The sequence below is a fragment of the Brevundimonas sp. genome (assembly GCF_965279155.1).
Lineage (GTDB): Bacteria > Pseudomonadota > Alphaproteobacteria > Caulobacterales > Caulobacteraceae > Brevundimonas.
In genome coordinates, this window is record NZ_OZ257138.1 from 1,247,081 (window position 1) to 1,259,753 (window position 12,673).

A 12,673-nucleotide genomic window follows, 5' to 3' on the forward strand; every position below is an offset into this window, starting at 1 on the left:
AGACGTCCGCATCTGACGCAGGCGCGTGCCAGCGTCCGCCCATGACCCAAGCCGCCCCCGCCTATCGCGTCCGTTCGCAGCAAGTCTGGGACCTGGCCCGCAAGGACTATCTGGCGGGCGAGCCGGCGCGCGTCGTCTGCCGCCGCTACGACCTGGGCCTTTCGGCCTTTCGCGTTCGCGCCCGCAAGGCGGGCTGGCGACTACAGGATCAGGACGACCCCGATATGTACGATCCCGCCGTCGAGCTTGAGGACATCGAGGACATCGACCTGTCGGCCATGGCCCTGTCGGCGCGGCGTCGCCTGCAACTGTCGCTGATGGACGGCGAGGCGACCGAGGCCCTGCGCTGGCTCAGGATCTTCGAGACCCTGTCGTCCATGGCTCCCGAAACGCCCGCCGAAACCCCGCCTGCCGAAACCCAGGATGTGCACAGATTGCACCCTGATTTTTCGCCCGCCGCGCCCGATCTGGACGATCTGGACGAAGTGCACACTTTGCACCCTGTTTTCGACGATGCCGGGTCCGAACCGGACGAAGTGCACAGATTGCACCCTGTTTTGACGCCGCCCGCCCCTCAACCCCTGAACCGCGCCTAGCGGCGCCGCCTGCGTCGCGCCGGCCGCCTCAAGCCGCCCTCCGCATCCGGCGAAAGCCGTGCTAGCCAGGGGCCATGAACCCGTCCCTGCTCGCCATCCTCGTCGTCATCCTGGCCGGCGGCGCCACCGCGCTCCAGGCGCCGACCAACGCCAAGCTGGCCACGGCGGTCGCCTCCCCGGTCAACGCCGCCTTCATCTCGTTCGCCGTCGGCACGACGGTGCTGGGGATCGTGGCGGCCCTGATGCACACGCGGCCGGACTTCGCCGCCACGCGCGCCCTGCCCTGGTACGCCTGGCTGGGCGGGGTCTACGGCGCCTGTTTCGTGGTCGCCGCCGCCTGGGGCGTGCCGCGCCTGGGCGTGGCCATGACCATCACCCTGATGGTCGGCGGCCAGCTGCTGCTCAGCCTGATCCTCGACCATTTCGGCGCCCTGGGCGTGCCGCGCCAGCCGCTGAACATCGGCCGCATCGCCGGGGTGGGCCTGGTTCTGGCGGGCGTGCTGCTGGTCCGCCGATCGTAAAATCTCACCTCCCCATTCGCGAAGGCGAATGGGGAGGACAGGCGATCGCGTCAGCGAGCGCCAGGAGGGGGCGATCCGGTGTCTGAAGCTGGCAGGGTCATCACGACTGCCGGAGTCGCCCCCTCCTGATCGCTGCGCGATCTGTCCTCCCCACGCGCCTTCGCGCGCGGAGAGGTGACGCGAACGCCGTCGCCCCCCTATATCCCCCGGATGACGGAGGAGACGCTCGATTCGAACCTGACGGCCGCCGCCCTGATCGCCGACGAGGCGCGTCGGGCGCCCGACAAGCCGGGCGTCTATCGCATGTATGGCGAGGACGGCTCATGCCTGTATGTCGGCAAGGCCAAGTCGCTGAAGAAGCGCATCGTCCAGTACGCCCAGGGCCGTTTCCACACCCAGCGTATCGGCCTGATGGTGGCCCAGACCCGGTCGATGGAGCTGGTCGTCACGGCGTCCGAGACCGAGGCCCTGCTGCTCGAATCCAACTTCATCAAGAAGCTGAAGCCGCGCTTCAACGTCCTGCTGCGCGACGACAAATCCTTCGCCGAGCTGATGATCCGCAGCGACCACCGCGCCCCCCAGGTCAGGAAGCATCGCGGCGCCCATGTCACGCCCGGCCACTACTTCGGCCCCTTCGCCTCGACCTGGGCGGTCAACCGGACGCTGAACACGCTGCAGAAAGCCTTCCTGCTGCGGTCCTGTTCGGACAGCGTCTACGAGACCCGCACACGCCCCTGCATGCTGCACCAGATCAAGCGCTGCTCGGCCCCCTGCACCGGCCTGATCTCGCTTGAGGACTATGGCGAACTGGTCACCGAGGCCGAACAGTTCCTGCGCGGCAAGTCCCGCGCCGTCATCGGCCGTCTGTCCCAGGAGATGCAGGCGGCGTCCGACGAGATGGACTTCGAACAGGCCGCCCGCGTCCGCGACCGCATCCGCGCCCTGTCGGCCATCTCGATGGAGAACTCCGTCAGCGCCGACAGCGTCCCTGAAGGCGACGTCTTCGCCCTGCATTCCGACGGCGGCCAGGCCTGTGTCCAGGTCTTCTTCTATCGCGCCGGCCAGAACTGGGGCGGGCGCGCCTATTTCCCCCGCGTGGACAAGACCGACACCGACCCGGAGATCCTGGCCGCCTTCCTGGGTCAGTTCTATGAGGACAAGCCGATCCCGCGCCTGATCCTGTCCAACGTCCGCCCGCACGAGCTGGAGCTGCTGGAGGAGGCCTTCTCGATGAAGGCCGACCGCAAGATCGAGATCGTCCGGCCCCAGCGCGGCGAGAAACTGGCCCTGGTCGACCACGCCCTGACCAACGCCCGCGAGGCCCTGGGCCGTCGCCTGGCCGAAAGCTCGGCGCAAGGGAAAATCCTCGACGAGGTCTGCGAGGCCTTCGGCCTGGAGACCCGGCCCGAACGGATCGAAATCTACGACAACGCCCATATCCAGGGCACGAACGCGGTGGGCGGAATGGTCGTCGCCGGCCCCGACGGCTTCCAGAAGTCCCAGTACCGCAAGTTCAACATCCGGGGCGAGGATCTGACCCCCGGCGACGACTACGGCATGATGCGCGAGGTGATGCGCCGCCGCTTCGCCCGCCTGGTCAAGGACGAGGAAGAGGGCGAGGACGCCGTCCGCCCCGACCTGCTGCTGATCGACGGCGGCGCGGGCCAGTTGGCCGAGGTGCTGGCGGTTCTGGCCGATCTGGGCCTGGACGACATCGCCGTGGTCGGCGTCGCCAAGGGGCCGGACCGCGATGCGGGCATGGAAAAGTTCTTCATGCCCGGCAAGCCGCCCTTCATGCTGCCGCTGAAGTCCCCGGCCCTCTACTACCTGCAACGGTTGCGCGACGAGGCCCACCGCTTCGCCAACGGCGCCCACGCCAAGCGCCGCTCGATGGACATCAAGAAGAACCCGCTGGACGAGATCGAAGGCGTCGGCCCCGGCCGCAAAAAGGCCCTGCTCCACGCCTTCGGCTCCGCCAAGGGCGTCGGCCGCGCCTCGGTGTCGGACCTGGTCAAGGTGGACGGCATCAACCAACCCCTGGCCGAACGCATCCACGCCTTCTTCAGGAAGGCCTGAACTGTGTCACCACTCCAGCAGCTTCAGACCGGGAATTTCGCGAAAGTCGTCGCCGTTGCGGGTGATCAACGTCGCTTCGTCGACCAAGGCCTGCGCTGCGATCATCCGATCCAGCACCTTGCGCCGCGAATAGCCGGTGTGCGCGATAATGCGCCCATAGGCGGCGGCATCGCGGCTATCGAACGGCCTATAATTTATAGCTTCAAGCAAGGCCACCATCCGCGCGCGCCGCAGTTCGGCCTCTCCGTCCAGAAAGCCCGCCTCCAACTCGACCACGGTGATGATGGAGAAAACCAGCGTCTCGTCGGTCTCCTCGATCCGCGCGCGTACAATCGGGTCGCCATCACGCAGATGGATGGCGACGCTGGCATCCAGCATCAGCAACGATCAAAGCCCCTTGCGGATCGGCGCGATGAAAGGCGGCCGCTTTCCAATGCTGGAAGGCTTTGGCAACGCATCCAGCTTGGCCAACATTTCCTTCACCGAAGGTCGCTTGGGTGTCAGGGTCACGACGTCGCCCTTGCGTTCGATCTCGACCTCGACGCCGGGACCGAACGAGATTTCCTTGGGCAGGCGTACGGCGTCGCTGTTGCCGCTTCGGAATGTTCGACTGGTGACAGCCATAGCGCGCTCCTTCGTATAGACACGTATACACGATTTATCGGCAGCGCTCAAAGCGCTACAGGCGCAGCATGAGCGACATCGAAGACGAACTGACCGCCGGCTACCGCCGCTTCCGGGCCGAGCATTGGCCGACAGCCCATGCGGAATATGAGGCGCTGGCCCAGGGGCAGAAGCCGCACACCCTGATCGTGGCCTGCTCGGACAGCCGCGCCGATCCGGCGCTCATCTTCGACGCCGCACCGGGCCAGTTGTTCGTGGTCCGCAACGTCGCCAATCTGGTGCCGCCGTATGAGCCTGACGGTCGGCTGCACGGCGTCTCGGCCGCGCTGGAGTTCGGGGTCAAGGTGCTGAATGTCAAGCGGATCGTGGTCATGGGCCATGCCCACTGCGGCGGGGTTAACGCCATGCTGAACGGCGCGCCCGACAGCTGCGCCGACTTCGTGGCGCCTTGGGTCGCGCAAGGCACGCCCGTGGTTCAGCACGTCGCCGAAACTGTTTCGCCTGATCAGTTGGAGCGCGCGGCCGAAGAGGCCATCGTTCGCCTGTCGATCCGAAACCTGCGCACCTTCCCCTGGATCGCCGAGCGCGAGGCCAAGGGCGAGTTGGAGCTCAGCGGCCTGCACTTTGGCATCGCAGAGGGGGCCCTGACCGTCATGACCGACAAGCCGCGGTTCGAACCGTTGGCGTGACTTGCGAACCGTGTCACACCCGGCGCGTTGAACGGATATGACCATGACAGCCGCCCACCGCGCCAATCCCATCCCCAACATCCTGACCGGCCTGCGCCTTGTGGCCGGGGTGGTGATGTTCGCCATGATGGCCGGCGCGGCGCCCGGCGCGCTGGAGGCTTGGCTTTCGCCAGAAACCCAAGGTCGGTTCAGCGTCTGGGCCTTCTGGATCTTCGTCATCGCGGCGTCCACCGACTGGGTCGACGGCTTTCTGGCCAGACGCTGGAACTCCACCACGCGCTGGGGCGCCATCCTCGATCCGATCGCCGACAAGGTGCTGGTCACGGGCGCCATCCTGGGCGTTCTGGCCTCGGGTTCGCTGCCCGGTATCGCCCTGCCCTGCGGCCTGATCCTGTTCCGGGAGTTCGCCGTTTCGGCGCTGCGCGAGACCATGGCCGGGCGGATCGAACTGCCCGTCACCCTGGCGGCGAAATGGAAAACCACGGTGCAGATGGTCGCTCTGGCTGCCCTTCAACTGACGCTGTTGTGGAGCGCCCTTGGCCTGCAGAATCCGGATGGCTCGCCGCTGGCCTGGCAGCCGGCGTTCGAATCCTTCGCCATCTTCCTGATCTGGTTCGCCGCCATCATCACCTTGTGGACGGGCTGGCAGTATTTCAGCGAGGCGCGTCGCCAGATGAGAGACCTCTAGGGCCGCAGCGTCAGACCGACCGGCGTGGCCTCGAAGGCCGACAGCCGGCCCAGATAGCTCATGCCCAGCAGGGAGTATTCGAGGCCCTGCTCCACGACCAGCGCCTCGACCTCGTCCACTCGCGCCCCGGCCACCGAAACCGATTTCAGCTGAACCGGGGCGGCGCGCACCACGCCCGAGGCGGTCTGGACGCGGCCGGTGAAGTCCGCCGGCTCGGGATCGACGCCCAGCCGCAGGGCGTCCGCCCGCGTCAGGGCCACGACACTGGCGCCGGTGTCCACCAGCACGCGCACCGCCCGCCCTTCGATCCTGGCCTGGGCCCAGTAGTGACCGTCCGCGCCCTTGACCACCTGGGCGTCCGTGCCTGAGGCCTTGGCAGTCGAAGCCGCGATCACAGGCGTCGCCGCCTGAGCCGCGCCGTCCCCCTCCAGATGCCTGATCGTCAGCGCCGTGCCGAACGAGGCCATGAGGGCGACGCCGAGCACGATGACGGACTGGAAATCGATGCGAACCATGTCCCCTGTCTAAGGGGGCGTCGTTTGGATGCCGTGAAACGACGTGGCTGACGAAAGCTTAAACCCCGAACCGCGCTAGCCCAGTTTGGCCGGATCGACCTGAGACCGCCGCATGGGCAGGTCGGCCATGACCGCCGCGCGTTCGGCGTCGCTGAGCGCGCGCCAGCCGGCGATCTCCTTGAGCGTGCGGAAACAGCCCAGGCACAGGCCGCTCTCGCCATCGACGGCGCAGACCATGACGCAAGGCGTGGCGATGGCCTTGGGCGGTCCCGGCCTGCTCGGGATGGGGACGCTCATTGTGACACGGACGCGAAATACACTCCGACTCCTGACGAATAAATTTGCAAATTCACGAAACCGTCTTATATTGCCTCATGACGCGAAACGACTGACGGTGGAATCCCATTGGTACGACGCGTCTCTTTTCATCGTTCTGCGAAAGGAGACGCCAAAATGAACGATAAGGAGCGTAATCTCCAACACGCCATGATGTCCTTTGCCCTTTGGGGCGGGATGCTGGTCAACAGTCGGCATATGCCGTCGAATTCGAGCCGGGTGGTCAGCCATCCGTCGAACTTCGTACCCTATACGATCAAGAAACGCTGACGGCCCTTTTCGGCCCAAGCCTGAAAAAGCCCTGGTCTCGGCCGGGGCTTTTGCAATTGCGGACTTGCCTGACGCGGCGTTCGCAGCCGATGACGAACGCGAACACGGAGACGACGCATGGGCCTGATCGCCGAAGACCGCCAGGGTTCGATCCTGATCTGGACGCTGGACCGCGAGGCCCGGCTGAACGCCCTGCCCGACCTGACCGACGGGGACGAGGTGGCGGCGGCGTGCGAGCGGGTCAACGCCGATCCGTCGATCCGGTGCGTGGTCCTGACCGGCGCAGGGCGGGCCTTCTCCGCCGGCGGAGACCTGACGGCCATGCGCGACCGGCGCGACCTGTTCGAGGGATCGGGCGCCGCCATCCGCGAACGCTATCGTCGTGTCGTCCACCGGATCGTGCGGTCGCTGTACGGGCTGGAGGTTCCGCTGATCGCCGCCGTCAACGGGCCGGCCATGGGGCTGGGCTGCGACATCGCCGGCCTGGCGGATATCCGGATCGCTTCTGATCGCGCCAGCTTCGGCGTGCCGTTCCTGAAGCTGGGCATCATTCCCGGCGACGGCGGATCCTGGCTGCTGCCGCGCAACATCGGTTATGCCCGCGCCGCCGAAATGCTGTTCACCGCCCGCTCCATCGACGCCGCGACGGCCGCTGAATGGGGACTGGTCAATCGCGTGGTCGCCCATGACAGTCTGATGGACGAGGCCCTGACCACCGCCGCCCAGGTCGCGGCGCAGCCGCCGCAAGCCCTGCGCATGGCCAAGACCCTGTTGCGCCAGGGGCGAGACATGAACTTCGACCAGATGCTGGAGATGTCGGCCGCCATGCAGGCCATCGCCCACCTGACCGACGACCATCAGGAAGGCGTCGCCGCCGTGCTGGAAAAGCGGCCGGGCGTCTTCACCGGCCGCTGATCCACTCGCGTTCTACTGCGCGCGCATCGCCTGGTTCGGACCGACGCCGGTCGTGGCGACGCGCTTGGCGCCGGCCGTCTCGCCCGGCTTCATGAACTTGACCAGCACGCGCTGACCAATCAGCAGGGGCGCATCGCCGGCCGAGGCGACCACCTCCACCACCCGCTCGTCGGTGCGTTGCGAGGGATCGTCCGAGGCCAGTTTGCGGGCGCCGAACACGGCGGCCCGACGCATCACCGCGCCGATATAGACCTTGGTGGCGTCGCCCTCGGGGCTGATCTCGACAGCCTGACCGTCGGTCAGGTTGGGCAGGTCGCTCTCGACCACCTCGGCGCGGACGATGCGCGGGGCCTCGGGCTCCAGGTCGAACATGTTGGAGACGTTCAGGGTCGAAGCGCCGGCGCCGGGGTTGGCGTAGCGACGCACGATCCGGCCGTTGCTGGGCGCACGGATGATCGTCAGTTCCTGATTGTAGCGGGCCTGATCCAGCTGGGCGCGGGCGGTCTGGACGGCGGCGGCCTGAGAACCGAGACGGGCCTGGGCCGTGGCGATGGCGTCCTGGGCCTGGTCCATGCGCTGGGCGGCCACGAAGTTGGTGGCGACCAGGCGTTGCAAGCGTTCCTGCTCGCGCTGGGCGGTGCGGATGTCGACGCGGATCTGGGCCAGCTGGCTCTCGGCCTGGTTGACGGCGGCCTGTGCGCTCTGAACGGACAGGCGGGCTTCGTCGTCCTCCTGGCGGGCCAGGATCTGGCCGGCGACGACGCGGTCGCCTTCCTGCACCAGCACTTCGCGCACGATGCCGCCGCGACGGGCCGCGATCTGGATGATCCCGCCCTCGACATCGACCTTGCCGTTGGCGATGGCGGCATAGGGGCTCTCGACCTTGGTGGCCGCAGCCTTGTCCTGCTCGACCTTCTTGGTCTTGGCGGCGGACTGGAACAGCATGAAGCCGACCACCAGCACGATCACCAGCAGCAGGCCGATCCAGGTGCGTTTTTTCTTCAGAAAGCCGGGCATTGGCGTGTCGTCCTAAGCGATGTCGTCGGTATGTTCAGTGGGACGCCAGGATGGCGTTCGGATCGGGGATGCGGCGCTGGTCGTCCAGGATCTTGCCGTCCTCGATATGGATGACCCGGTCGGCCCAGGCCTCAAGGCGCGGGTCGTGGGTCACGCAGATCACGGCGGCGCCGTGTTCGGTGGCGGCGCGGCGCAGCAGCTTGATCACCACCTGGCCGTTCTCGCCGTCCAGGGCCGATGTCGGTTCGTCGGCGAACAGGATCTTGGGATCCTTGGCCAGGGCGCGGGCGATGGCGACGCGCTGTTTCTCGCCGCCGGACAGAGCCGCCGGCCGCTGGTGCAGACGATGGCCCAGGCCGACTTCTTCCAGGGCCGTCGTGGCGCGCTTCCTGGCCTGACCGGTGGTCAGCCCCTGGAACTTCAGCACGGTCTCGACCTGCTGCAGCGCCGTCAGCGCGGGGAACAGGTTGAAGCCTTGGAAGATGAAGCCACAGTTATCCAGACGGAACTTGTCGATCCGACCCGAGGACAGTTTCCACAGATCGTCGACATCCAGCACGTCCACCCGACCCTCTTCGGGTTTCAGCAGGCCGGACAGGGCCGCGATCAGGGTGGACTTGCCCGAGCCTGACGGCCCCATGACCATGGTCAGGTCGCCGTGTCTGGCGTCGAAATCGACGCCCTTCAGCACCTCGACCCAGGCCTTGCCGGACTTGAACCGCTTGACCAGATTCTTGGCCTCGATGGCGAACTCGCCGTGCTTTTCATGAACCTTTGTATGAACGTTCATCGCAGCAGGTCCGCCGGTTGGCTGTTCTTGAGGATGCCCAGCGACAGCAGGCCTGACACCATGGCGATAGCGATCAGGCCGATCCCCACCACGATCAGCAGCGACAGCGGCAGGGCGATGATCACCGCCCCCATCATCGCCAGCAACGACACCAGCCACGTCAGGAAGATCGCCGCCGCGACCCCGACAAGGCCCACCCAGAAGCTGAGTTCGACCACGATCCGGCGCAGCGACCCCATGCTGACGCCCAGCGCCCGCAGCGAGGCGAACTCCTTGATATTCGCCATGATCGCGCCGCGCAGGGTCTGCCAGGTGATGGCCACGCCGATGATGACGCCCAGTACGACGCAGCCGCCGATGATGATGACCAGGATGCCTTCCTCGAACATCGACTTGGCGTTGGCGTCCGCCAGTTCCTGACGCGTCCAGGCCTTCCACTGTCCGTTGCCCATCGTGTTCAGTTGCGCCGCCACGACCTTGGCCTTGGCCGGGTCGCGCAGCTTGATCATCAGCGGACCGCCGTTCGTATTGCCCCACGACTGCCCCAGCATCCGCAGCGAGTCGCGCGACATGACGATGGTCGGCTGCATCATGTTGGGATAGCCGCGCAGAACCCCGACCACCGTGACGGTCTGGCCGGCGTAGATCGCCCGGTCGCCCAGCTTGACGCCCAAGGTGCTCAATGCGGATTCATCGACCGCAATGGTGAACGGTTGACGCAGCGCCGCGACCAGCTCGTCCGAATAATCGACGGGTATGGTGACCGAGCCGGGCTGGGTGTCGATGACATTGACCATCACCTGTTTGGAACGCGGCGCCTTCTGGCTCGCGCGTTCGGCCTGGCTCATGGTCGGATCGATTTCGCGAACATTCTGAAGATTGCCACCGTTGATCTCCATCGCCTTCACCTCGACCACCTCGGGGTGGTTGTAGACCAGCGGGACAAATCGGGTCGGCACGCTCATGGAGCCGCCGAAAAGCTGGGTGGCGCCGGGCTGCATGATGATCACGTCGGCGCGCGAGCGTTCGATCGCGGCGGTGAACCCCTTGCCGATGCCGATGAAGACACCGGTCATCGCCAGGACCAGCAGACCCGACAGGGCCAGGGCCATGACCGCCGCCATATAGCGGCGCCACTCGAACAGCAGCGTAGATAGCGCAAGCGACATGGTCGTCGATAAACCCCCGGTACGTCCGCCTATCTGAGCGTGAGCCGCCTCACCGCCAAGTTAAATCGGGGTAAGGGTTCCGCCTCCCAGACATTGCGGGTTCGAAATCAGGGGATTAAGGGCGTTGCAGCCTATTGGCGCCGGCCCTCGGTCGGGGCTAGTTACAACATAACAGATGGGACAGGCCGTCCCACGCTCCGGGAAACACGCCGCCATGTCCTTGCCCTCTCTTCGTCTCACCGCCTCGCTGGCCGCGCTCGGCGCCGCCACCGCCGTCCTGTCGGCCCCCGCCACGTCCGCCAGGGCCGACGAAGGCATGTGGACCTTCGACAACTTCCCCATCGCCACGGTGAACGAGAAATACGGCACCAACATCGACCAGGCCTGGCTGGATCGAGTGCGTAACGCCGCCGTTCGTCTTCAAGGCTGCTCGGCCTCGCTGGTGTCGAACGAAGGCCTGGTGCTGACCAACCACCACTGCGTCGTCTCCTGCGTTCAGGACCTGTCCACGGCCGACAACGACTACGTCAAGAACGGCTGGATGCCCGCCACCCGCGAGGAAGAGAAGAAGTGCCCCGGCCAGACGGCCGAAATCCTGACCGACATCGTCGATGTGACCGACCGCGTCACCGGCGCCGGCGCCGGGCTTGAGGGCGCCGCCTTCGTCCAGGCCCGCGCCGCCGAGATCGACAAGATCCAGAAGGAGACCTGCGGCGACGACCAGAAGCTGACCTGCCAGGTCATCAGCTTCTACCGCGGCGGCCAGTACAAGCTCTACAAGTTCCGCAAATACGACGACGTGCGCCTGGTCTTCGCGCCAGAGTTTCAGGCGGCCTTCTTCGGCGGCGACCCCGACAACTTCAACTTCCCGCGCTACGCCCTGGATGCTGGTTTCCTGCGCATCTACGAGGACGGCAAGCCGGTCGCCACGCCGAACCACCTGACCTGGAACGCCAACGCGCCCAAGGAAGGCGACGTCACCTTCGTCGCGGGCAACCCCGGCTCGACCTCGCGTCTGCTGACCATGGCCCAGTTGGAGGTTCTGCGTGACCAGCAGATGCCGCTGACCCTGATCCAGTCGTCGGAACTGCGCGGTCGGCTGCTCGAATATTCGACCACCGGCGAAGAGGCCAAGCGCGTCACCGTCGATCCGCTGTTCGGCCTGGAGAACAGCTTCAAGGTCTTCTACGGCCAGCAGGGCGCCCTGACCGATCCGGCCTTCATGGCCACGAAGCGCGCAGCCGAGCAGGAACTGCGTCAGCGCGTCGCCGCGGACCCGGCCCTGGCCCAGCGCATCGGCGACCCGTGGGCCGATCTGGAGCGCGTCTCGACGGCCCAGCGCGACCTGTATCTGCCCTATCGCCAGCTGGAATCGGCGGCGGGCCAGCGCTCGCAGCTCTACAGCTACGCCAAGTCCATCGTCCGTGCGTCCAAGGAACGCGCCAAGCCGGCGGCTGAGCGCCGCGCCGGTTATTCGGACGCCGACATCGCCTCGCTGGGCCGCCGCCTGGCGACCGAGGCGCCGATCTCGACCGATCTGGAGAAGATTTACGTCGATTTCTGGCTGTCCAAGACCCGCGAATACCTGACCGTCGACAATGCCAATGTGAAGGCGCTGCTGGGCAAGGAAAGCCCCGAACAGGTGGCCGCGCGCCTGATCGACGGCACCCGCCTGGCCGACCCCGCCTTCCGCGCCCAGGCCTTGGCCATGACGCCGGAACAGCTGGCCGCCTCGGGCGATCCGCTGATCGCCTTCGTCCTGGCCAATGACGACGCGGCCCAGGCCGTGCGCACCCAGTGGGAATCGGCCGTGTCCGGCCCGACCAGCCGCGCGGGCGAGAAGATCGCCCAGGCCCGGTTCGCGGTTTACGGCACCAACCTGTATCCCGACGCGACCTTCAGCCTGCGCCTGTCCTATGGCCAGGTGAAGGGCTGGACCTATCGCGGCGTGACGGTGACGCCCTTCACCGAGATCGGCGGCCTGTACGAGCGCAACACTGGCGCCGAGCCCTTCAACGCCGCCGAGGACTGGATGGCGGCCGAGGACAAGGTCAACAAGTCGACCGTCTATGACTTCGTCTCGACCAACGACATCATCGGCGGCAACTCGGGCTCGCCCGTGATCAACGCCAAGGGTGAAGTCATCGGCGCCGCATTCGACGGCAACATCCACTCGCTGGGCGGCAGCTTCGGCTACGACCCCGAACTGAACCGCACGGTGACGGTCTCGACCGCTGCCATCACCGAAGCCCTGCGCAACGTCTACAACCAGCCGCGCCTGCTGCGCGAACTGGGCGTGGCTCGCTAAGAGCCAGCATAGGCGCCTCTCCCTCCCCCTCCGGGGAGGGGGGTCGCGAAGCGACCGGGTGGGAAGGGCTCGGCGATCCATCAAAGGACCGCGCCCTTGTCGCTCTGCCGCCCCCACCCGTCCGGCGCTGCGCGCCGGCCACCCTCCCCGGACGGGGAG

At 66.6% G+C, this 12,673-nt stretch carries 15 protein-coding genes; 8 read left to right on the forward strand and 7 right to left on the reverse strand.

The window, feature by feature from the left end; genetic code table 11:
* The first annotated feature begins 41 nt into the window (after positions 1–41).
* The 3 genes from ACQY72_RS05930 (at position 42) to uvrC (ending at position 3,193) form a co-directional block, all read left to right on the forward strand.
* Entirely contained in the window at positions 42–596 is a 555-nt protein-coding gene (locus tag ACQY72_RS05930; protein WP_428156323.1) for a hypothetical protein, read from the forward strand.
* Positions 597–670: 74 nt separating this feature from the next.
* On the forward strand, positions 671–1,117 hold the full coding sequence (locus ACQY72_RS05935; protein WP_135193410.1) for a DMT family transporter: 447 nt from the start codon (positions 671–673) through the stop codon (positions 1,115–1,117).
* 174 nt (positions 1,118–1,291) lie between these two features.
* Complete coding sequence (gene uvrC, locus ACQY72_RS05940; RefSeq protein ID WP_428156324.1) at positions 1,292–3,193, forward strand: excinuclease ABC subunit UvrC; 1,902 nt, start codon at positions 1,292–1,294, stop codon at positions 3,191–3,193.
* A gap of 6 nt (positions 3,194–3,199) precedes the next feature.
* Here uvrC and ACQY72_RS05945 read toward each other — a convergent pair whose 3' ends face one another.
* Entirely contained in the window at positions 3,200–3,571 is a 372-nt protein-coding gene (locus tag ACQY72_RS05945) for a PIN domain-containing protein (RefSeq protein ID WP_428156325.1), read from the reverse strand.
* A 9-nt stretch (positions 3,572–3,580) separates the two neighbouring features.
* Entirely contained in the window at positions 3,581–3,817 is a 237-nt protein-coding gene (locus tag ACQY72_RS05950) for an antitoxin (RefSeq protein ID WP_428156326.1), read from the reverse strand.
* 68 nt (positions 3,818–3,885) lie between these two features.
* Here ACQY72_RS05950 and ACQY72_RS05955 point away from each other — a divergent pair, with 68 nt between their 5' ends.
* Together ACQY72_RS05955 and pgsA are read left to right on the forward strand one after the other, a co-directional pair.
* Positions 3,886–4,506: a carbonic anhydrase gene (locus tag ACQY72_RS05955; protein WP_428156327.1), complete on the forward strand. Its 621-nt coding sequence runs from the start codon at positions 3,886–3,888 to the stop codon at positions 4,504–4,506.
* 43 nt (positions 4,507–4,549) lie between these two features.
* Positions 4,550–5,194 (forward strand): CDP-diacylglycerol--glycerol-3-phosphate 3-phosphatidyltransferase, encoded by a 645-nt coding sequence (gene pgsA, locus ACQY72_RS05960; protein ID WP_428156328.1) that lies wholly within the window; start codon positions 4,550–4,552, stop codon positions 5,192–5,194.
* Here the strand turns inward: pgsA and ACQY72_RS05965 are convergent.
* A complete protein-coding gene (locus ACQY72_RS05965) occupies positions 5,191–5,709 on the reverse strand; it encodes a retropepsin-like aspartic protease family protein (protein ID WP_428156329.1) in 519 nt (172 codons plus the stop codon). The two genes, pgsA and ACQY72_RS05965, sit on opposite strands and share 4 nt — an antisense overlap.
* 75 nt (positions 5,710–5,784) lie before the next feature.
* Positions 5,785–6,006, reverse strand: a complete 222-nt coding sequence (locus ACQY72_RS05970; protein WP_428156330.1) for a DUF1289 domain-containing protein — start codon at positions 6,004–6,006, stop codon at positions 5,785–5,787.
* A 156-nt stretch (positions 6,007–6,162) separates the two neighbouring features.
* On the opposite strand from ACQY72_RS05970, the gene ACQY72_RS05975 reads away from it, so the two are divergent.
* Entirely contained in the window at positions 6,163–6,315 is a 153-nt protein-coding gene (locus ACQY72_RS05975; RefSeq protein WP_167762455.1) for a hypothetical protein, read from the forward strand.
* A gap of 117 nt (positions 6,316–6,432) precedes the next feature.
* Positions 6,433–7,230 (forward strand): crotonase/enoyl-CoA hydratase family protein, encoded by a 798-nt coding sequence (locus ACQY72_RS05980; RefSeq protein WP_428156331.1) that lies wholly within the window; start codon positions 6,433–6,435, stop codon positions 7,228–7,230.
* 12 nt (positions 7,231–7,242) lie between these two features.
* Here ACQY72_RS05980 and ACQY72_RS05985 read toward each other — a convergent pair whose 3' ends face one another.
* The 3 genes from ACQY72_RS05985 to ACQY72_RS05995 are packed head-to-tail and all read right to left on the reverse strand — an operon-like array spanning position 7,243 to position 10,206.
* Positions 7,243–8,247 (reverse strand): HlyD family secretion protein, encoded by a 1,005-nt coding sequence (locus ACQY72_RS05985; RefSeq protein WP_428156332.1) that lies wholly within the window; start codon positions 8,245–8,247, stop codon positions 7,243–7,245.
* A 34-nt stretch (positions 8,248–8,281) separates the two neighbouring features.
* Positions 8,282–9,037, reverse strand: a complete 756-nt coding sequence (locus ACQY72_RS05990; protein WP_428156333.1) for an ABC transporter ATP-binding protein — start codon at positions 9,035–9,037, stop codon at positions 8,282–8,284.
* Positions 9,034–10,206, reverse strand: coding sequence for an ABC transporter permease (locus ACQY72_RS05995; protein ID WP_428156334.1), 1,173 nt, complete (start codon positions 10,204–10,206; stop codon positions 9,034–9,036). Before ACQY72_RS05995 ends, ACQY72_RS05990 begins: the two co-directional genes overlap by 4 nt.
* A gap of 214 nt (positions 10,207–10,420) precedes the next feature.
* Between ACQY72_RS05995 and ACQY72_RS06000 the strand changes: the two genes are divergently transcribed.
* Positions 10,421–12,514 carry a S46 family peptidase gene (locus ACQY72_RS06000; RefSeq protein WP_428156335.1) on the forward strand — a complete coding sequence of 698 codons (2,094 nt, stop codon included), beginning with the start codon at positions 10,421–10,423 and terminating at the stop codon, positions 12,512–12,514.
* Positions 12,515–12,673: the final 159 nt, after the last annotated feature.